Origin of the sequence: Paenibacillus sp., from assembly GCF_035645195.1 — a bacterium.
In the GTDB taxonomy this organism is placed as follows: domain Bacteria; phylum Bacillota; class Bacilli; order Paenibacillales; family YIM-B00363; genus Paenibacillus_AE.
Genome location: NZ_DASQNA010000041.1, coordinates 269,778 through 288,146 on the forward strand (window position 1 = coordinate 269,778; position 18,369 = coordinate 288,146).

General features: G+C 60.8%; 15 protein-coding genes and 1 pseudogene. 11 read left to right on the forward strand and 5 right to left on the reverse strand.

What is annotated here, in order from left to right:
- Positions 1-18: 18 nt before the first annotated feature.
- The 4 genes from VE009_RS23455 (at position 19) to VE009_RS23470 (ending at position 7,295) form a co-directional block, all read left to right on the forward strand.
- Entirely contained in the window at positions 19-2,898 is a 2,880-nt protein-coding gene (locus tag VE009_RS23455) for a PD-(D/E)XK nuclease family protein (RefSeq protein WP_325011903.1), read from the forward strand.
- Positions 2,891-6,151, forward strand: coding sequence for a UvrD-helicase domain-containing protein (locus VE009_RS23460; RefSeq protein ID WP_325011905.1), 3,261 nt, complete (start codon positions 2,891-2,893; stop codon positions 6,149-6,151). Before VE009_RS23455 ends, VE009_RS23460 begins: the two co-directional genes overlap by 8 nt.
- A gap of 61 nt (positions 6,152-6,212) precedes the next feature.
- On the forward strand, positions 6,213-6,458 hold the full coding sequence (locus tag VE009_RS23465; RefSeq protein WP_325011907.1) for a hypothetical protein: 246 nt from the start codon (positions 6,213-6,215) through the stop codon (positions 6,456-6,458).
- 231 nt (positions 6,459-6,689) lie between these two features.
- Positions 6,690-7,295, forward strand: coding sequence for a hypothetical protein (locus VE009_RS23470; RefSeq protein WP_325011909.1), 606 nt, complete (start codon positions 6,690-6,692; stop codon positions 7,293-7,295).
- Between the two features lie 60 nt (positions 7,296-7,355).
- Here VE009_RS23470 and VE009_RS23475 read toward each other — a convergent pair whose 3' ends face one another.
- The 4 genes and pseudogenes from VE009_RS23475 to VE009_RS23485 form a co-directional block, all read right to left on the reverse strand.
- Positions 7,356-7,706 carry a TfoX/Sxy family protein gene (locus VE009_RS23475; RefSeq protein ID WP_325011911.1) on the reverse strand — a complete coding sequence of 117 codons (351 nt, stop codon included), beginning with the start codon at positions 7,704-7,706 and terminating at the stop codon, positions 7,356-7,358.
- A complete protein-coding gene (locus tag VE009_RS23480) occupies positions 7,703-8,536 on the reverse strand; it encodes an alpha/beta hydrolase (protein WP_325011913.1) in 834 nt (277 codons plus the stop codon). The genes VE009_RS23475 and VE009_RS23480 overlap by 4 nt, the downstream gene beginning before the upstream one ends.
- A 109-nt stretch (positions 8,537-8,645) precedes the next feature.
- A pseudogene (locus tag VE009_RS27300) lies at positions 8,646-8,876 on the reverse strand (SRPBCC family protein); the annotation flags it as partial.
- Positions 8,873-9,187: a metalloregulator ArsR/SmtB family transcription factor gene (locus tag VE009_RS23485; protein ID WP_325011915.1), complete on the reverse strand. Its 315-nt coding sequence runs from the start codon at positions 9,185-9,187 to the stop codon at positions 8,873-8,875. The gene VE009_RS23485 and the pseudogene VE009_RS27300, both read right to left, overlap by 4 nt.
- A gap of 156 nt (positions 9,188-9,343) precedes the next feature.
- Here VE009_RS23485 and VE009_RS23490 point away from each other — a divergent pair, with 156 nt between their 5' ends.
- Positions 9,344-11,170 carry a UbiD family decarboxylase gene (locus VE009_RS23490; protein ID WP_325011917.1) on the forward strand — a complete coding sequence of 609 codons (1,827 nt, stop codon included), beginning with the start codon at positions 9,344-9,346 and terminating at the stop codon, positions 11,168-11,170.
- Positions 11,171-11,223: 53 nt separating this feature from the next.
- On the opposite strand, the gene VE009_RS23495 is transcribed toward VE009_RS23490, so the two are convergent.
- A complete protein-coding gene (locus VE009_RS23495) occupies positions 11,224-12,165 on the reverse strand; it encodes a hypothetical protein (RefSeq protein ID WP_325011919.1) in 942 nt (313 codons plus the stop codon).
- A gap of 223 nt (positions 12,166-12,388) precedes the next feature.
- Here VE009_RS23495 and VE009_RS23500 point away from each other — a divergent pair, with 223 nt between their 5' ends.
- From VE009_RS23500 to VE009_RS23525, 6 genes are all read left to right on the forward strand, one after another.
- Complete coding sequence (locus VE009_RS23500; RefSeq protein WP_325011921.1) at positions 12,389-13,405, forward strand: LacI family DNA-binding transcriptional regulator; 1,017 nt, start codon at positions 12,389-12,391, stop codon at positions 13,403-13,405.
- Between the two features lie 113 nt (positions 13,406-13,518).
- Positions 13,519-14,202: an RraA family protein gene (locus tag VE009_RS23505; RefSeq protein ID WP_325011923.1), complete on the forward strand. Its 684-nt coding sequence runs from the start codon at positions 13,519-13,521 to the stop codon at positions 14,200-14,202.
- A complete protein-coding gene (locus tag VE009_RS23510) occupies positions 14,199-15,284 on the forward strand; it encodes an Ldh family oxidoreductase (RefSeq protein WP_325011925.1) in 1,086 nt (361 codons plus the stop codon). Before VE009_RS23505 ends, VE009_RS23510 begins: the two co-directional genes overlap by 4 nt.
- Before the next feature lie 34 nt (positions 15,285-15,318).
- Positions 15,319-16,188: an NAD(P)-dependent oxidoreductase gene (locus VE009_RS23515; protein ID WP_325011927.1), complete on the forward strand. Its 870-nt coding sequence runs from the start codon at positions 15,319-15,321 to the stop codon at positions 16,186-16,188.
- Positions 16,189-16,204: 16 nt separating this feature from the next.
- A complete protein-coding gene (locus VE009_RS23520) occupies positions 16,205-17,236 on the forward strand; it encodes a Gfo/Idh/MocA family oxidoreductase (RefSeq protein ID WP_325011929.1) in 1,032 nt (343 codons plus the stop codon).
- Positions 17,233-18,357 (forward strand): ADP-ribosylglycohydrolase family protein, encoded by a 1,125-nt coding sequence (locus tag VE009_RS23525; RefSeq protein WP_325011931.1) that lies wholly within the window; start codon positions 17,233-17,235, stop codon positions 18,355-18,357. The genes VE009_RS23520 and VE009_RS23525 overlap by 4 nt, the downstream gene beginning before the upstream one ends.
- Positions 18,358-18,369 lie beyond the last annotated feature (12 nt).

Sequence of the window (18,369 nt, forward strand, 5' to 3'; positions counted from 1 at the left end):
TATGGGAGGAAGGGTTGCATGCCGACACCGACGCTGACCGCTTTATATCGAATCATCGAGGAAGAACCGCTCCGGCGGAAAATACTGATCGTCCGCAGCTTCGCAGCCGGCCATCAATGGGTGCAGCGAATGGCTAGAACGTTCGGCGCCGTTCAGCAGGTCGAAGTGCACACCGTGGAATCATTGGCGCTGGAGGCGGCGCGGCTCAAGCTGTTCGAAGGCGGCCGGCGGTATGTTTCGCGCGAGGAGTCGCGCTGGCTCATCATGTCGCTGATGACGAAGCTCGGGCAGGCGGGGGACGACTATGTGCCGACCGCGATGGTGACGCCCGGCGTCGCGGAGGCGTTCCACAACGCCGTTTGCGAGCTGCGGGAAGCCGGGCTGACGTCCGCGCGCATCGAACCGAACCGATTCGAACGCCCGGAGAAAGGGGCTTACGTACGCCGGCTGCTGCAAGCGTACGAAGAGGCGTTGGAGCGCGACAAGCTGATCGATTTCGCGCATCTGTTCCGGTACGCGGAGCCGATGGAGAACGGGCTGCTGCTGCTAGACCCGGCTCTCCGGCTGTCGGCGGCGGGCGACGCGGTTCTGAAGGCGCTTGCCGGCCGAATCGTCGTCCTGCCCGACAACGAGCCGTTCACGGACCCGAACTCCGGGTTTCCGTATCAGACGTTGGCGATGTTCCGGGCGGCGGGGACTTTGGCTGAGCCGAAAGAAGCGTTCCGGCGCATCGCAGCGCAGCGTCTCGCTTGGGATCAGGTGGAGATCATTCTGTCCGACTACGCAGCCTGCGCGCCGAAAGTGCATGCCCTGGCGCGCAGCTTGGACGTACCGTGCACATTCGCTCAAGGACTCCCGTTCCTTGCGGGCTCGATCGGCAAAGCCGCATTGGCGGCGCTGGAGTGGATGGAATCGGATTTTCGGGCGGAGACGCTGATCGCTGCGTTCCGCCGGGGGCTGCTGCGGCTTCCGTCCGAGGAAATAAAGTCTTCGGATGCCGTCCGCGTGCTGGAGACGAGCGGCATCGGCTGGGGACGGGAACGCTACGCGCTGCTTCGGGAGTACGCGTCCGACCAAGAAAACCTCGCCGCCTGCGCACGGCAGCTCGAAGAGACCGTCTCCGAATGGTTCGCGGCGCTCCCCGTACGGCGGAGCGACTGGAGCTGCGCGCATGTCGCGGACGCTCTCGCGCGATGGGTTGAATGCTGCAGGGAACCGGCTGGCCGCAGCGACGCCGACGCGTTGCAAACGGTGCGGGAGCTGCGGGAGACGACTCGTCGGTGGGGAGATGAACCGGTGGGCGCTTCGACAGCGATTCGGCTCGTTCGCGAGCAGTTGGAATCTAAGTACGTAGAAGCGGAAGGGATACCGAAACCGGGGAGCCTGTTCATTTCTTCGTTGGAGAACGGCGGCCAATCCGGTCGGCCCTTCACATTCATTCTAGGCATGGATGAAGAGTCGTGGGCGCTGTCGATTCGGCAGGATCCCGTGCTGCTCGACGCGGAGCGCCGCGCGCTCAATGAGGCGGCGGGGATACCGGAGTTGCTGGAGACGAGCGGACGCCGTGCCGTTCGCCGCCAGGATGAGCGGGATCGAAGGCTTGGAGGCATCCGCGGAACGGTCACGGCCAGCTTTACCGGTTTGCGGCTGTCCGACCAGAAGGAAGGCAGCCCCGCGTACGAGCTGCTGCAGTTGTACCGGCTGCATTGCGGCAACGGCGATGCCGACTTCGATGCGCTGTTCGACGCGTTGCCGGAACCGGCTATCTATTTTGGTGGATTAACTGATTTAAATATTTATACCACTGATTATTTATTAGGTGAATTATCTACGAAACAACACACCCTACGGGACGGTCGATCGTCCGTTCTGGCCGTTTACTCGCTGCTATCGAGCGGCGCTGCGGCCGTCGAATCGCGTCAAGAGACGCTGATCGGCGCTTACGACGGCGTGCTCCGATCGAACGTGGTCGAAGAGGGTATCTCGTTACAAAGCTACAGTGCCAGCAAGCTGGAAACGTATGCGAAATGCCCGCTGCTGTTTTTCTACCAAGAGCTGCTCGGGATTCGTCCGAAAGAGACGGCCGTTTACGACCGATCGCGCTGGCTCGATCCGTTGCAGCGGGGCTCGCTGCTGCACCGCATCTTCTTTGTTTACATGAACGAGACGGTCGCGGCGGGAGGGGAGCATGACCGCGATCGTTTGGACCGCATTGCCGAAAGGTTGCTGCAGGAGACGCTTCAGGCGATTCCCGCGCCGAGCGCGCATGTGTACGAGAAAGAGTGCGCGTCGATCCGGGGCGACGTCGAAGTGTTTTACCACATGGAGCTGCGGCGCGGGAGCCGGCCGGCGTACTTCGAGCTCGAGCTGCATGCCGACGGAGGGACGTTCGCGTTGGAGCTGTCGGACGGCTTCGTGCTGCCGCTTCGCGGCGTCGTCGACCGCATCGACGAGACGGCCCCCCATCGGTATCGCGTCATCGATTACAAAACCGGCAATCCGAAGTCGTACGACGACGGTTCCTTCTATGCCGGAGGGAAGCAGGTGCAGCACGCGCTGTACGCGCTCGCCGTCGAGCAGTGGCTCCGGCGCACCGGCCGGGATCCCGAGGCCGTCGTGGACGAGGCCGGTTATGCGTTCCCGACGGCGCGCGGCATGGGCGAAGAAGCGATGAGGGCGCAGCTTGGAAAACGCGAGGAAACGGAGCGGCTGCTCCGCTCCGCCGTCGAGGCGATTCGAAGCGGCCTGTTCCCGCCTGCGGACGACCCGAAGGTATGCGCGTATTGCGATTACGCGGCCGTGTGCGGTCCGCATGCGGAGTGGAAGAAAGGCGCACGCAATTTCCCGGAAAACCGCGAGCGCCTAGCGCCGCTGTTGGAGGTGACCCGACATGGTTGACGAAGCATCGATACAGATGGACGAAGAAGCCCGCCGACGCATCGCGGAAGATTTGGATACGACGTTCTTGGTCGAAGCAGGCGCCGGCTCCGGGAAAACGACGTCGCTCGTCGGCCGCATGCTCGCGCTGATCGCGTCCGGCAAAGCCGACGTGTCCCGTATCGCCGCGATCACGTTCACGAAGAAAGCCGCCGCCGAGCTTCGCGGGCGGTTCCGCATGCGGCTGGAGCGGTCCGTCCGCGAAGCGGAGGACGACGCGGCGCGGCAGCGGTTCGAGCGGGCGCTCGAGCGCATCGCGGAATGTTACATCGGCACGATACATTCGTTCTGCGGCCAGCTGCTTCGGGAGCGCCCGATCGAAGCGAAGCTCGACCCGCGGTTCTCCGAAATCGAAGAGGACGAACTGCTAGAGCGGCTGCGCGCCTATTGGGACGACTATGTACTGGAGCTGCGAGAGCGCGGGGAGGAGGCGGAGCTCGACCGACTGGCGGAGAACGGCATTCACGTCGAAGATTTGCGCTCCGTCTTTCTGAGAGTCGCCATGTTCGAGGACGTCGAAGTCGTAACGGAGGAGACGCCGCGCCCAAACTTCGACCGCCTTCGCGGGACGCTGTTTCCGCTCGTCGAGGAGGCGGCCGCGGCGCTGCCGTCGCACCGCCCCCCGGACGGGTGGGACGCCATGCAGCAGACGATCCGGAGCGCCCGCGCGGCGATGCGCAGCTGGGATATGAATCAGGATATGAATCTGCTGCATGTCGCCCTCTTGTTCGACAAAACGCTGCAGCTTACCCAAAAACGCTGGCCCGACGGCAAGGCGGCGAAAGCGTTGAAAGACCGCTTCGCCGCTTGGCGAATCGATACGCTGCTGCCGTTCCTCGAAGAATGGCGGGAATATTTGCATCCCCACGTCGTCCGGTTCGTGCTCCCCGCCGTCGATTACAGCCGCCGCCGGCGTCTCGAGGAAGGCGTGCTGTCGTTTCAAGATTTGCTGATGCGGGCAACGGCGCTGCTGCGCGAGCATCCGGAGGTACGCGCCGGATTCGCCGCGCGCTACACGCGCTTGTTCGTCGACGAGTTCCAAGATACGGACCCCGTGCAAGCCGAGATGATGCTTCTGCTGACCGGCAGCGACCCGCGCGAGAACGACTGGCGCAAGCAGTCGCCGAAGCCCGGCTCGCTCTTCATCGTCGGCGATCCGAAACAGTCGATCTATCGGTTCCGCCGCGCCGACATATCGACCTACAACTTCGTGAAAAGCATCGTCGCGAAACACGGCGCCGTCCTGCAGCTGACGCGCAATTTCCGCTCGGTCCGGTCGATCGGCGATTTCGTAAACTACGCGTTCCAGTCGAAGTTTATGCCGGCCGACCGCGCCGGAGATCACCAGGCCGCGTTCGTGCCGATGCTCACCGGCCGCGACAACCCGAAAGGGAAGGGGATGCTGCACGGGGTGTTCACGTTGAGCTGCCCTAAGACGGACCGCGACAAGAAGGCCGACATCGCGCTGTACGACGCGGAGCGGATCGCCCGCTGGATCGCTTGGGCGTGCGCCGGCAACCTGCGGATCGCCGGTCGGGACAGCGGCAAGCCGTCGCAGCGTCCCGCGCGTCCCGACGATTTCATGATTTTGCTCAAATACCGGGAATTCATCGGCTTGTACGCGGAAGTGCTGGAACGGTACGGCGTCCCGGCGGATACGTCGGGCTCGCAGGCGATGTTCGACGAGCTCCGCGCGCTGCACCGTTTGGCGGCCTGCTTGGACGATCCGACGGATCGCATCTCCTTGTTAAGCGTACTGCGCGGTCCGCTCATCGGGCTGAGCGACGAAGCGCTCTACGTGTACCGGAGGGACGTCGGGGCGCTGACGCTATACGCTGCCGAGCAGGAACGAGAAGGCCTGCCCGAACTGGCCCGGCCGGTATACGACGCGCTTCGGAAGCTGCGGAGCTACGCGGACATCGTGCGCCGGGAACCGGCTTTGGCGGCTCTGACCGCGATCTCGGAGGATATCGGCATCATCCCGTTCGCGGCGGCGCAGCCGTCCGGGGCGATTCGCTCGGGCACCCTCGTCAAACTGCTCGAGCTGCTCGGGGACGAGGCGGAGTCGACGCTCGACTGGCATGCGCTGACGCGGCGGCTCGAGACGATCGTCGAAGCGAACGGCGTGGAAGGCGCCTCTCTGTTCGCCGGCGCGGGTCATGCGGTTCGGATCATGAACCTCCACAAGGCCAAAGGACTCGAAGCGCCCGTCGTCTTCCTGGCGAATCCGTGCCGCGACCGAGACCCGGACGCGGCGGAGCATATCGACCGAAGCGTCGACCCTGCCCGGGGATATTTCACGATCTCTCGCAGGAAGGATCCGTACAACAGCGAGATCGTGGCGCAGCCGAAAGGGTGGACGGCGCTGTCGGAGAAGGAACGCGCCTATATGCATGCCGAGCGGGACCGGCTGCTGTACGTCGCCGCGACCCGCGCCAAGCAGCTGCTCGTGGTCAGCCGGTACGAATCGCGCCCGGAAATCGACCCGTGGAGCGAGCTGGGCGCGGCGCTGCAGCGGCAGCCGGAGCTGGACGACGCTGTGTTCCGTCCCGCGCCGCGCGAGCGGTACTCCGCCGCGTTCGAGATCGAGGGCGCGCTGCAGCCTTGGAACGAATTCAAGGCATTCGCCGCCGCGCCGACGTACCGGACGACGAGCGTCACGGCCGGCGTGAAGGCGGACGACGGAGCCGGCGCGCTCCCGCGTTCCGCGGAAGGCAGGGGAGCGGCGTTCGGCACGGTCGTTCACCGCTGCCTCGAAGCGGCGGGGAACGGGCTCCGGGAGGACCGGATGGAATCGTATCTGCGCATGGTCGCCGAAGAGGAGGGGCTGCCCGCCTCGCTGCTCGAAGATGCCTCGCTTATGCTGTCGCGCGTGTTCGCGAGCGCGATCTGGCGCCGCGCGGCGGCGGCGATCCGTCGCTTCCATGAATTCACGTTTACAGCGGTCGTATCGGGAGACGGTCCGGATTGCGTGTTGAACGGCGTTATCGACCTCGTGTTCGAGGAAGCGGATGGATGGGTCATCGTCGATTTCAAGACGGACGCTTTCGAGCTCGGCGACGAGGAACGATTCGTCCGGCATTACGCGCCTCAAGTCGCCGCCTACGCCGAGCAGTGGGCGAAGCTGGGGAACGGCCGCGTGAAAGAAGCCGGGCTGTATTTCCTTCATCTCAATCGATATGCGGCCATCGATATAAGAACGCACGTTCGCTGACAAACTGTTGTCGCAGCCGTCGGATACAATGAAGAAAAACGGTGAGCGGGTGACGATTCGGATGAACATTACATTGTCGCAACAAGCTTATGAACAATGGACGGCGTTCTGCCGGTCCTCGGAATCTTTGGCGGCGGCGCAGCGGGAGCTCCAGCGGAATGCGGAGGGAGGCGAACTGTTCTTCACGACGATGCAGGGGAAGGCCGTCGTCTTCCTCGATCATTGCTATTGGACGTTCGCCCGTTCCGACGACGGCCGGCAGATTACGCTGCTCGCATGCCTGGCGCAGCTCCGATTCGTCGGATAACGGACGGGAACAGCCGGTCATGCAACCTCCTCTGTCCAAGAGGAGGTTGTTTATTTCCCGAGCAACCGCAAGATGCGGTCCGATTCGACACCTTCTCTGACGTCTCGGCAGCGGAGCGGCTCGTGAAAGGCGGATTTCCTCAACATTCCGTACGATTCGGCAGCACGACGTATATCCCTGTTATGTGGAAATGGAACATTTGCTCACTATTACCCAAGGGGGGCGGCGCGAATGGAACGAACGAAGGCGAACGTCGAGTGGGAGTACGAAGGCAAGCCGGATTTTTCGTCGGGGACGGGAGCGACCCGAGCGGAGCGAACGCTCGCCCTCGTCGGCGCTTTCGCCGCTGCGGCCGCCGTGCTGGCGGCGGCTTGGTCTCGCGAGGCGAATTGGAACGCGGCGCAGCTCGCGGTCGCGGCGGCGCTCGCCTTCGACGTCGGCGGAGGGCTCGTATCGAATGCGCTGAATTCATGCAAGAGGTTCTACCATACGCCGGCGAAGCCGGAGGAGGGAAGGCTCGGCGTCGTCCTGAAGTCTCCGGCGCTGTTCAGCGCGGCCCACGTTCATCCGATCGCGGCGGCGCTCGTTTTCGAACCGGATCGATGGGCATCCTACGGACTTGCGTGGTATGCACTGCTGATGCTTGCCGTCTTTATCGTGCTGCGAACGCCGCTGTATCTCCGTAGGCCGGTTTCGTTCCTAGCGATCATGCTCGCGGCGTTCGCGAACTTCTATGCCATTCCCGGCGTAACGGGGATGGAATGGCTAGTCCCGCTGTTGTTTGTGAAGATCGTGTACGGACATCTCGTGAGAGAGGAGCCGTATCGGCCGACGTGAGCGATGAGCGGCGATGGAGGAAGCGCTAGTGTCCCTGAGCGTCTTCGCCGAACGCGGCGCTCATCGACCGGTTTCCGTTTCGGCGACCGCCGCGCGGTATCCTTCCTCGATCCAAGCGGCAAGCTTCGCCACGTCGTCCGGGCCGACGGCGAACTTCGACCACGACGGCACGTTCTTCGTCTCCGTCCGGAACGGGGCGACGGGCAGCGGCGAACCGCGGCGAACCGCTTCGGCCGCGGGCAGCTTCGTCAGCACGAGGCCGTCGGACATCACAATCGCGAAAATTTTGCCGCCGGCGGAGTAGCAAGGGCAGCCGAACATCCGCTTGCGGGATACGCCGTCCCAATCGCCGACCAACCGATCAACCGCGTCCCGTAAGGGAGCGCCTATGCGTTCATCGTAGTAGCTCATCGCGATTCTCCCTTGGGATCGAAACGCCTCAGCAGCTCCTCGACGACAAGCGCCGGCCGTTCCTCCGGGACGAAGTGCCCTGTATCCTCGAGCACGACGAGCTCCGCGTCCGGTATCGCCCGTTGCATGCGCCTTGCGACATCCACGGCGAAGAACGGGTCGCGGTCGCCCCATAGGATAAGCGTTCTGCAATCGAGGCGCCCGAGCTGCGCTTCCACAGCCGCGTAATGACGCGGCAAATCGGCGAGACTCGTGCGGAATATCCAGCTCGTTCGGCGCAAGCCGCGCGGCGTCAAATGACGCTCGAACCGTTCGCGCGAAGCCGCGCTTTTGTTCCGGAACGCTTGCGCGTACATCATGCGCCCTCCGAAGCGGCTGCCCGCCATGGCGCGAAACACGATTCGGCCGAGCACGGGCACTTTCGCGGAGCGAAGCGGCAGAGGAATCGGCGTATCGGTGAACGTGTTCGTCGCCGACAGCATGAGCCCTCGCAGCCGCACGGACGGGATCAGTCGAAGCAGCGTCAGCGCGACCGGACCGCCGAAATCGTGAGCGCCGACGTACGGCTCGCGCATGCCAAGCTCTTCGAGCAGCGCGTGCAGCCCCCGGGCTTGCTCCTCCATGTAGCCGTCCGCGGACGGCTCATCGGAGCCGCCGAAGCCGAGCAAATCCGGCGCGACGACGCGGAAGCCGGCTTCCCCGAGCAGAGCGCCCGCTTCCTCCCATGCATGCGAGGAACCCGGGATGCCGTGCAGCAGCAGCAGCGGCGGTCCGTCCTCGGGACCGTAAGACGCGTAAGCGAATCCTGAACGCGATGTGCGTCGATCCATTATCTGTGTTCTCCTCCTTCCGGCGTACCTTCTTCGTCATATCGGCGGAATGCGTCCCACGGCAGCGCCGCTCCGGCGCCGACGAGCCGGGAGGATGTTCGACGCTTCCGGCCCATCCCCAGGTGAAGGCGAGACGGAAGGGAGGCTCCACTGCGACGAACGCGCCTTCCACGATATCGCGGCCGTTCATATCGACGCGGATCAGGCCTGCCTCGCGCGCGTCCAACGACGCCGACTTGCCGATCCAGAGCGCCAGTTTGCGCGCATCCGCGAAATACGAGAATACCGTCTCCGGGCGCGCCTCGATCCAAATGCGTTTCTCCACGATGATTTCCGTCACTTGCGGCTCCTTTCTTCGTCTTCAGCGAGCGATTTTAATAGAGCCAAATGGTCGTCCCAGAACGGCTCCAAATACCCTTTTAAATCCGCGAAGCCTTCCTTTCGAATGTAGTAAATGCGGCTTGTCTTCCGCTTCTCCACGCCGACGAGGCCCGCATCGCGCAGCACGCGCAAATGCTGCGATACGGCCGGCGCACTGATCTCGAACATCGCAGACAATTCCCCCGCCGAGCGCCGTCCGGCGCGCAGCGTGTCGAGCAGCTTGCGCCGATTCGGATCGGCCAATGCATGAAAAATGGTATCGATCATCATGGCTCCCATTTTATTCCCCAATTATTTAAGTGTCAACTTAAATATAATGATTGCCGGTCCCTGCGTTAGCGCAACGGCGTCGACTCATGTAAAATTAGGCTAAGCAAGCTGCTGCAATTTCGGCAGCGATTCGGTAATAGGATGGGAGAAAACAGAATGTATCCAACATTGGAAGCATGCGTGAACGACCTTGAACGGCATGGCCATCTCGTGCGGGTGCGGGAAGAAGTGGACCCTGACTTGGAGGTCGCCGCCATTCATTTGCGGGTGTTCGAAGCCGGCGGCCCGGCCCTTTTGTTCGAAAATGTGAAAGGCACTCGATACCGGGCGGTATCCAATCTGTTCGGCACCTTGGAGCGAAGCAAGTTTATTTTCCGGCAAACCTGGGAATCGACAAAGCGCGTCATCGCGTTGCGCAACGATCCGATGAAGGCGTTAAAGCAGCCGTTCCGCTATGCCGGCACGGCGGCATCCGCGGCCAAAGCGCTGCCGCTTCGGCAGGGAGGCGGCGCTTCCGGCTTTGAGGAAATCGCGATCTCCGATCTTCCGCTCATTAAACACTGGCCCATGGACGGCGGGGCGTTCATCACGCTGCCGCAAGTGTATACGGAAGACCCGGATCGACCGGGAATTATGAACGCGAACTTGGGCATGTACCGCGTGCAGCTGACGGGGAACGAGTATGCGGTAAATCAAGAAATCGGCATTCACTACCAAATTCACCGGGGCATCGGCATTCACCAGCACAAAGCGAACCGGAAGGGAGAACCGCTGAAAGCGAGCGTCTTCGTCGGCGGACCGCCGGCGCATACGTTGTCGGCGGTCATGCCGCTGCCGGAAGGGTTAAGCGAGCTGACGTTTGCGGGTCTGCTTGCGGGCCGCCGCTTCCGATACGGGTATTCGGACGGATTTTGCATCAGCCGCGACGCTGATTTCGTCATTACTGGCGAAATTCATCCGGGCGAAACGAAACCGGAAGGCCCTTTCGGCGATCATCTCGGTTATTACAGCTTGATTCATCCGTTTCCGGTGATGCGCGTACGGAAGGTGTACGCGAAACCACGCGCCATTTGGCCGCTTACCGTCGTCGGCAGGCCTCCTCAGGAGGATACGGCGTTCGGGGCGCTCATTCATGAACTGACCGGCGATGCGGTACGGCAGGAGGTGCCGGGCGCGAAGGAGGTTCACGCCGTCGATGCCGCGGGCGTCCACCCGCTGTTGTTCGCCATCGGCACGGAACGCTACACGCCTTACGCCAAGGTGCAACAGCCGTCCGAGCTGCTGACGATCGCGAACCGCATTCTCGGGACAGGACAGCTCTCTCTTGCGAAGTATGTCTTTATCGCCGCTGAAGAGGAGCAGCCGCTCAGCACGCATCGGGAAGCGGAATTTCTAGCTTACATCCTAGAGCGAATCGACCTCAGACGCGATATCCATTTCCAGACCAACACGACCATCGATACGCTGGACTACTCCGGAACGGGTCTAAACCAAGGAAGCAAAGTCGTATTCGCCGCCTGCGGAGATAAGAAGCGCGAGCTGTGTACCGATTTGCCGGAGCAGCTGAAGGGGCTGCGGGATTTCCGCAACCCGGTGCTTGTCATGCCGGGCGTCGTCGCGTTGGAGGGACCGGCATTCCGCGATTATGAGGATGCTAGGCGGCAGCTTCGCGAGCTGACGGATGCGATCGGCGAGCGCGGCGCGATGCCGGAATGCCCGATGATCGTCCTTTGCGACGACAGTGCCTTCGTCGGCGCATCGCTGGCCAATTTCTTGTGGACTACATTCACTCGAAGCAATCCGTCCCATGATATTTACGGGGTGAACGAAGGGTACGAGTTCAAGCATTGGGGCTGCGACAACGTCATGATCGACGCGCGGACGAAACCGCATCACGCCCCGCCGCTCGTCTCCGACCCGGCGATCGAAAAGCGGATCGACCGGCTGTTTGCCGCCGGCGGCAGCTTGCACGGAGTGCTGTAAACAAACGAAGCGCCGCAGCAGGGGAGAGCCCCCTGTGCGGCGCTTTATCTTGTTTATTGCCCTTCGGCGGCGAAAAACTGCTCGATCCACTGCAGCGCATTGTCCCGGCGTTCGGCGCCCTGCCGGATGCCGATAATCATGTCTTTGTACATGAACGTCATATCGTCCGCGAATGCGGTGCCGCTCACGTCGAAGCCGTACACGCGCTCCGGCCCGGGCGGCGCTTCCTCGCCGGGAGCGGCGCGTTCGGGCGGCTCCGGCGCTTTGGCGAGCGCTTCCTCCGGCACCTTGCCGGCCAAGCTGCCGGTCGCGACCGCGTCCAAGCTTTCCAGCGCGCCGCCGTTGACGATCCATCGGAACGAATCTTGATCGAGAATGTAGACATCCGGACGTTCGGTCGCGAGCATGACGACCGCTTTCTGCTGGAGGGCGATGTCCGCCATTCCTTGCTCGCCCATATCGACCGCGAGATATTCGACTTCGACCCGCTGCCAGCCCGGCACCTGATTGACGATAGCCGCCTCGACCGGGTCCATATTGTTATCGTTGTTCGGCAAATAAAATTTGCCCATTACCATAATTTCCAAATCAGGCGGCGGCAGCGCAGCCAGCCGCGCTTGCTCCTCGCGGTGGTCGATGTAAGCGGATACGCCGTAGATCAGCAAAGCGACCGCGGCGATCGCGCCGATCAAATGCCATTTGTAGTAACTGAAGAAATGATCGATTTTCGCTACGAGTCCCGCATATTGCTTGTACTTACCATACTTCTCCGCCTGAATCGTCGCAACGTCTTTCTGATCTTCGTACTGCTGAATGAGCCGGTACGCGCGGTGTACCGCCTCGAACGATTCGGAATCGGCATCCGCCCCGGCTTCCTTTTTCCTCGCCCGCTCCCGCCGGAGAAGAAGGTCGTATTTTTTCTCGACAGCCTCTTTGGTCGCGGTTCTGTCTAGACCCAACGTCGCATACGCTTGGTCCAATTCGTTGTTGCCCACATGGAGTCACCCCAAACCGTTTTTTAACCATTATAGTAGTACGAGACGAATTATGAAATGTTTCATGTAAAGAATGGAAAATATGAAAAGAGAAATCAGGTCCGGTTTCTGAAGACTAGAGTTGCCAGCCCGAGCTATGTTCCTTGACAAACCTCCGCTAGCCACATAGAGTAAAGGTTAGTTAACCGGTTTCTTAAAACGCTTACATAAATGGGGTGGGATGATGAAAGTAACGATCGACGTGGTCGCCAAAAAAGCGGGGGTATCGAAGGCCACCGTGTCTCGCATATTAAACGGCAATTACTTGCAAATGACGAAAGAAACGAAGGAGCGAGTGCTCGCCGTTATTAACGAGCTGAACTACCGCCCCAACGTATACGCGCAGGGATTGAAATCCACGAAGACGAACGTACTCGGCATTGTGCTCTCCAATTTGAAAAACCCGTTTTGGGCGACGGTGCTGGAAGGTTTCGAGGATGCGTGCAAGAAGAAGGGCTACAGCGTCATGATTTGCAATTCCAACGAGGATCGGCAGCAGGAGGAGGAATTGGTTCGCGGACTCCGGTATCGGAAGGTCGACGGGATCGTGGTCAACCCGACGTCCGGTAACCAGCCGTTGTTCGCCGAGCTGGCGGAAGAAAAATATCCGATCGTCTTCATCAATAGGCGGCTGGAAGGCGTAAACACCGACAACGTCATCGTAGACAACCGGAAAGGCGCAACGATGGCGGTCGAGCATTTTGTACGTTTGAAGAAACAACGACTCGCAGCGCTCGTATACCCGTACCAAGGCATCAGCACATGGCAAGAGCGGATCGAAGGCTTCGAAGAAGCGCTGCTGAAGCATGGATTGGACAAGCAACAATACCAAATCAGGGTCATCGATCAACGGGAAGGCGCGGCCAACGCGGCGGTGAAACAATTGATGGACGGCTTTAAACCGGATGCGATTTTCTCCACGAACAACATGATGACGCTGGAAATCATGGAAGCCGTTAAGGAATGCGGACTTACGATCCCGGATGACGTCGCCTTAATCGGATACGACGAAACGGTGTGGTCCAAGCACTTGAATCCGCCGCTGACGACCGTCAACCAGCCGGCGGCGCAGCTAGGGGCGCTGGCGGCCCAAAAGCTGATCAAGCGCATCGAATCCAAATCGAAGCGGCCGCGGGCAAGCACGGAGGTGCTGGAACCGAACCTGATCGTCCGGCGCTCTTGCGGATCTTCGAATATTTAAAAAATTCTCATATCGCGAACGAAAATGATTGACGGTTGAAGGGGAGTGTGTTAGTCTACGTCTAGGAAACCGGTTTCGTAAAACGGTTACGAAGACGAGGAGGTCGCGATGCTTTGACAAACATCGGTTTCCGTGTCCTGCCGCTGACGAGGCGGCCCGACCCGGCGCTTGTACAACGGTTCGAACATGTCGTAACTCCGCACATCAGCGACAATTTGCACCGAATGCACAGCGCGTCCGCTCAGTTGAAAGCGTTTCATCGAAGCAAGAAGATGGTTGGCGTCGCCTTCACCGTCAAAACGCGTCCCGGCGACAACTTAATGGTCCACAAGGCGATCGATTTGGCCCAGCCCGGCGACGTCATTGTGGTGGATGCCGGCGGTGATATGACGAACTCGATCATCGGCGAAATTATGATGCGCCTTGCGATCCGCAAGGGGCTGGCTGGTTTCGTGATCGACGGGGCCATCCGCGACACGGCGGTGTTCGACAGCGACGACTTCCCGCTTCCCGTTTATGCGAAAGGCGTCACCCATAGAGGCCCGTACAAGGACGGACCGGGGGAAATCAACGTCCCGATTCAAATCGGCGGGATGATCGTGCATCCCGGGGACATCATGGTCGGCGACGAGGACGGTATCGTCGCGGTCCCGCTGGACGCGGCCGACGACGTGCTGCGCAAGGTGATCGAACAGCAGAAGAAAGAAGAACTCATTCTGCAATCCATTGCCGACGGAACGGTAGATCGGACTTGGGTAGATCAACTCTTAAAAGAGAAAGGTTGTGATCTGAGTTGAATCTGCCGCTGCTCTACGACTGGCGTAAATTGCAGCTCTTTTGTGAAAGCGTTTTTATCCGCGCCGGCGTACCGCCCGCTTATGCGGCGACCGTCGCCGAATCGCTCGTCGAAGCGGATTTGCGAGGCGTCGATTCCCATGGCGTCGTCCGAACGTCGATTTATTTGAAACGGGTCGTCGCCGGCCGCATTCAGCCCGAGGCCACTCCCGAAATCGTATCGGACGGTACGGCCACGGTGCTGCTGGACGGACGCAACAACTTTGGCTCGGTCGTCGGCATGAAGGCGTTGTCGATCGCATGCGAGCGGGCGGAGAGACACGGCGTGTGCGTCGTAGGCGTGAAAAATTCGAACCATTTCGGCACCGGAGCCTTCTACGCGCTTAAAGCGATTGAACGAAACCTAGGACTGATGGTGATGAGCAACGCTTCGCAGACGATGCCTCCGACGGGCGGCGTTCGGCCGTTCCTCGGAACGAATCCGCTGGCGGTCGGCTTCCCCGCGGGGGAAGAGCTCCCGTTCCTTCTCGATATGGCCACTTCCGTCGTCGCCAGAGGCAAAATCATCGTCGCATCGCAAAAAGGGGAAAGCATCCCGCTCGGCTGGGCGGTCGACAAACACGGCAACCCGACTACGAATGCCGACGAAGCGCTGGAAGGCTCCGTGCTTCCGGTAGGCGGGCCGAAAGGATACGCCATCTCGATGTTCATCGACATCTTGTCCGGCGTCTTAACGGGGGCCGGTTACGGCAGCTCGGTGAACAATATGTACGAAAACTGGAAAGAGGATCAGAACGTCGGGCACATGTTTCTCGCGTTCGACATCGGCAAATTCATGCCGATCGACCAGTTTAAGCGGCGCATGGACCATTACATACGATCGATCAAGGCCGAACCGAAGGCCGAGGGCGTATCGGAAATTCTCATTCCAGGCGAGCTCGAACATCGGAAAACCGTAGAGCGGAAGAGGGACGGCATCCTGCTGCCTGCGAAAGTAGTTCAAGAACTGTACGATATCGGCGAGCAGTACGGAGTGCCGCTGGCGCCCGCCGCTTGCGAGCTGTACGAAGGGAAAACCTCGTGAACGACGCGGGGCGCAATGACGGGAGGGAAAGGCATTGACGAATATTGGATTTATCGGGCTCGGCGCGATGGGGCTCCCGATGGCCCGCCGGTTGGCGGAGGCCGGGCATGCGCTATTCGTGACGGTGCATCGGAACCCGGAGCCGGCGGAGGAGCTGAGGAAGCTCGGAGCCGTCGTCGTCGAGAACGCGGCCGAAGCGGCGGCGGCATGCGATGTCATGATCACGATTTTGCCGGCCGATCCGGAAATGGAAGCCGTGCTGCTGGATGAACGGGTCATTGAAGCGCTGCAGCCGGGCAAAATCGTCCTGGAGATGACCTCTGGCTCTCCGGAATGTTTCCGGAACATCGCCCAAGTTTACGAAGCCCGCGGCATTCGGCTGCTGGACGCTCCGGTCAGCGGAGGCGTCGCCGGAGCGGCGAACGGCACGTTGACGATCATGGCCGGCGGCGACGCAGGCATCATCGAAGAGACGCAGGACGTATTGAGCGTCCTCTCGAACAAAGTGATTCACGTCGGCGAAGGCGGAGCCGGCAAGGCGATCAAGGCGATCAACCAAATGCTGGCGGCCGTTCACATGATCGCCGCGTCGGAAGCGATCGCGCTTGGCGAGAAGCTGGGCGTCGATCTGGAGAAGATGCATCAGGTCATCGCCGAAAGCTCCGGAGGCTCCTACGTATTCGATAAGAAATATAAGATGGCGCTGGAGGAAAGATTCGCTCCGGGCTTCAAAATGAACCTCATGATCAAGGATATGCGGATCGCGTTGTCGGAAGGGGAAGGCATCCCGATGCCGATCGCGACGGCGGCGTACCAAATGTACCACCTCGCATCGCGAACCGACGGCGACTCGGATTATGCGGCCGTCAGCAAAATCATTAGAGGCACGTCCGGAAGGACGTAACGAAGGGGGCGGCAGCATGCAAGTCGCGCTGATCGGCGCCGGCGAATTCGCCAAGACGCATCTGGAAGCGTACCGCAGAAATCCGAACGTCACGGTAAGCTGGATTTGCGATCCGAACCTCGAGGCGGCGCGGAACTACGCCGACCGATACGGCATCGCGAACGTAACCGCGAACTATGAACACGCACTGCTCGATCCCGCGGTCTCGTTCGTCGATATTACGGCGCCCAACTACCTGCATAAACCGATGGCCGTCCGCGCGATGGAGGCGGGCAAAGACGTCCTGTGCGAAAAGCCGATGGCGCTGAACGTTCAGGAATGCTTAGATATGAAGTTGGCTTCCGAACGTACGGGGCGAAAGCTGTTCGTCAAATATCATCAGCGATTCGACCCCGTCCACCGGCGCGTCAAAGCGATGATCGAATCCGGGCAGTTCCCCGACCCGGTCATGGCGATGTTCACGCTGTTCGGCAACCATATTCCGTCGATGAGCGATCCGAACCATTGGCGGGGGAATCCGGCGCTGTGCGGCGGGGGCTGCTTATTTTCGTCCGGCTCGCATGTGCTGGATTTGATCCATTCCTTCTTCGGCAAGTTGAAAGCGGTAACAGCGGTGGCACGGCAATTAGTCGTCAACAACCCGGACAAAGGGGACGACAACGCCACCGTCACCATGGAATTCGAGTCGGGCGTCGTCGTCAACTTCATCGGCTGCTGGACGACGGACCGGTGGACGTGGTCCAAGGAAATTCACAATCGGCACGGGTCGCTTCGCGTGGAGCAGGACGAGAACAAGTCCAATCTGCTGCTGCTGACGAAGTCGAGCGCGACCGAGCTGCTGATGGAACAGCCGGATTGGTTCAATCAGTCGAATTATGCGGCCATCGACCATTTCGTCGACTGCATGAACGACGCGGCTGAACCGCTGTACAGCCTGGACGAATGCATCGAATCGATGAGATTGTTGGAGCTCGCCTATATGTCTTCCGAGCAGGGCAGACGGATCATCCGAAACGAAATTAATGAAGCGGAGGGGAAAGCGGTATGAACAATCGGTTGTTTGCAAAAATTTACGGGTGCGAAGCCGCGGGTACGATCGGCAATTCGATGGGGGACGTCACGGAAGGCTTGTTGTGGCACGAAATCGAGGAGAAGTACGGCTTCGTGACGGAGCTGCTGCCGCAGGAGAAGAAGGGATCCGTCGTCAGCGGCAACGACGACAAAACGACGGAAGGTCAGCCGCTTGGACCGAAGCTGATTTATCACCCGCACACGAGGCCCCCGGGCATGACGGAAGACGGCATGGAACGCCACCGTCTCTGCACGAGCGCCATCCTCCGCAAGGGCGGCCGCATCGACATCGTCGATTTGGCTCGCACATGGATCAGCGACATCGATCCGGAGAAATTCGGCTATTTGCTCGGGCCGCAAGACCAAGTCATCTATTACTCGCTGAAAGCGGGCGTTCCTCCTTGGGAAGTGGGCCGCTACGCCGCTTGGCCGGGCATGATCGGCACTTCGAAAATGATTATGCCGATCGGCATGGTCAACGCTTGCAACCCGGAGCAGGCGGCGCAGGACGCGCTCGCGCTCGGCGCGATCAAAGACGTTAGGGGCGTGCCGGGCAACTACGCCATCGAAGTTTGTTCCGCGATCGCGGCGGCGACGGCGGAAGCGTTGAAGCCGACGGCGAGCGTCGACTCGATCATCGACGCGGCGCTCGGATATTTGTCCGGACCGCCGCGGCAGGAGGTCGAAATGGGACTGCAATGGGCGAAGCAAGTCGACGATTGGAAGGAGCTCCGTCCGATCTACGATCGTTACTACGCCGGGAAGCGGATGTCCAACGCAGTCGAAATTTTGTCCGGTGGGCTCGCCTGCTTTTACGTTTCCGAAGGTCGACCGAAGGAAGCGCTCCTGTACGCCGTCAACCTGGGCAGAGATACGGACTGCAAGGCGTATATCGCAGGCGGGCTGGCTGGCGCGCTTCGCGGGATCGAAGCCATTCCCGCCGATTGGGTCAAGACGGTCGAGGAAGCGGCAGCCAACGACCCGTATACGGTGTCTCGCCGTACGGCCAAGGAGGCCGCGGAAGGGTTGTATGCCGCAGCCTTGAATACGCACCAAAAATTGAAGGACGTCATCGGCAGCATCGATCAGCAGTTGTAACCGCAAGGCCAG

Excerpts from the sequence above, each read along its gene's own strand:
- VE009_RS23455 (WP_325011903.1), top strand. The coding sequence starts at position 19 with ATGCCGACACCGACGCTGACCGCTTTATATCGAATCATCGAGGAAGAA.
- VE009_RS23460 (WP_325011905.1), top strand. The coding sequence starts at position 2,891 with ATGGTTGACGAAGCATCGATACAGATGGACGAAGAAGCCCGCCGACGC.
- VE009_RS23465 (WP_325011907.1), top strand. The coding sequence starts at position 6,213 with ATGAACATTACATTGTCGCAACAAGCTTATGAACAATGGACGGCGTTC.
- VE009_RS23470 (WP_325011909.1), top strand. The coding sequence starts at position 6,690 with ATGGAACGAACGAAGGCGAACGTCGAGTGGGAGTACGAAGGCAAGCCG.
- VE009_RS23475 (WP_325011911.1), bottom strand. The coding sequence starts at position 7,706 with ATGAGCTACTACGATGAACGCATAGGCGCTCCCTTACGGGACGCGGTT.
- VE009_RS23480 (WP_325011913.1), bottom strand. The coding sequence starts at position 8,536 with ATGGATCGACGCACATCGCGTTCAGGATTCGCTTACGCGTCTTACGGT.
- VE009_RS23485 (WP_325011915.1), bottom strand. The coding sequence starts at position 9,187 with ATGATGATCGATACCATTTTTCATGCATTGGCCGATCCGAATCGGCGC.
- VE009_RS23490 (WP_325011917.1), top strand. The coding sequence starts at position 9,344 with ATGTATCCAACATTGGAAGCATGCGTGAACGACCTTGAACGGCATGGC.
- VE009_RS23500 (WP_325011921.1), top strand. The coding sequence starts at position 12,389 with ATGAAAGTAACGATCGACGTGGTCGCCAAAAAAGCGGGGGTATCGAAG.
- VE009_RS23520 (WP_325011929.1), top strand. The coding sequence starts at position 16,205 with ATGCAAGTCGCGCTGATCGGCGCCGGCGAATTCGCCAAGACGCATCTG.
- VE009_RS23525 (WP_325011931.1), top strand. The coding sequence starts at position 17,233 with ATGAACAATCGGTTGTTTGCAAAAATTTACGGGTGCGAAGCCGCGGGT.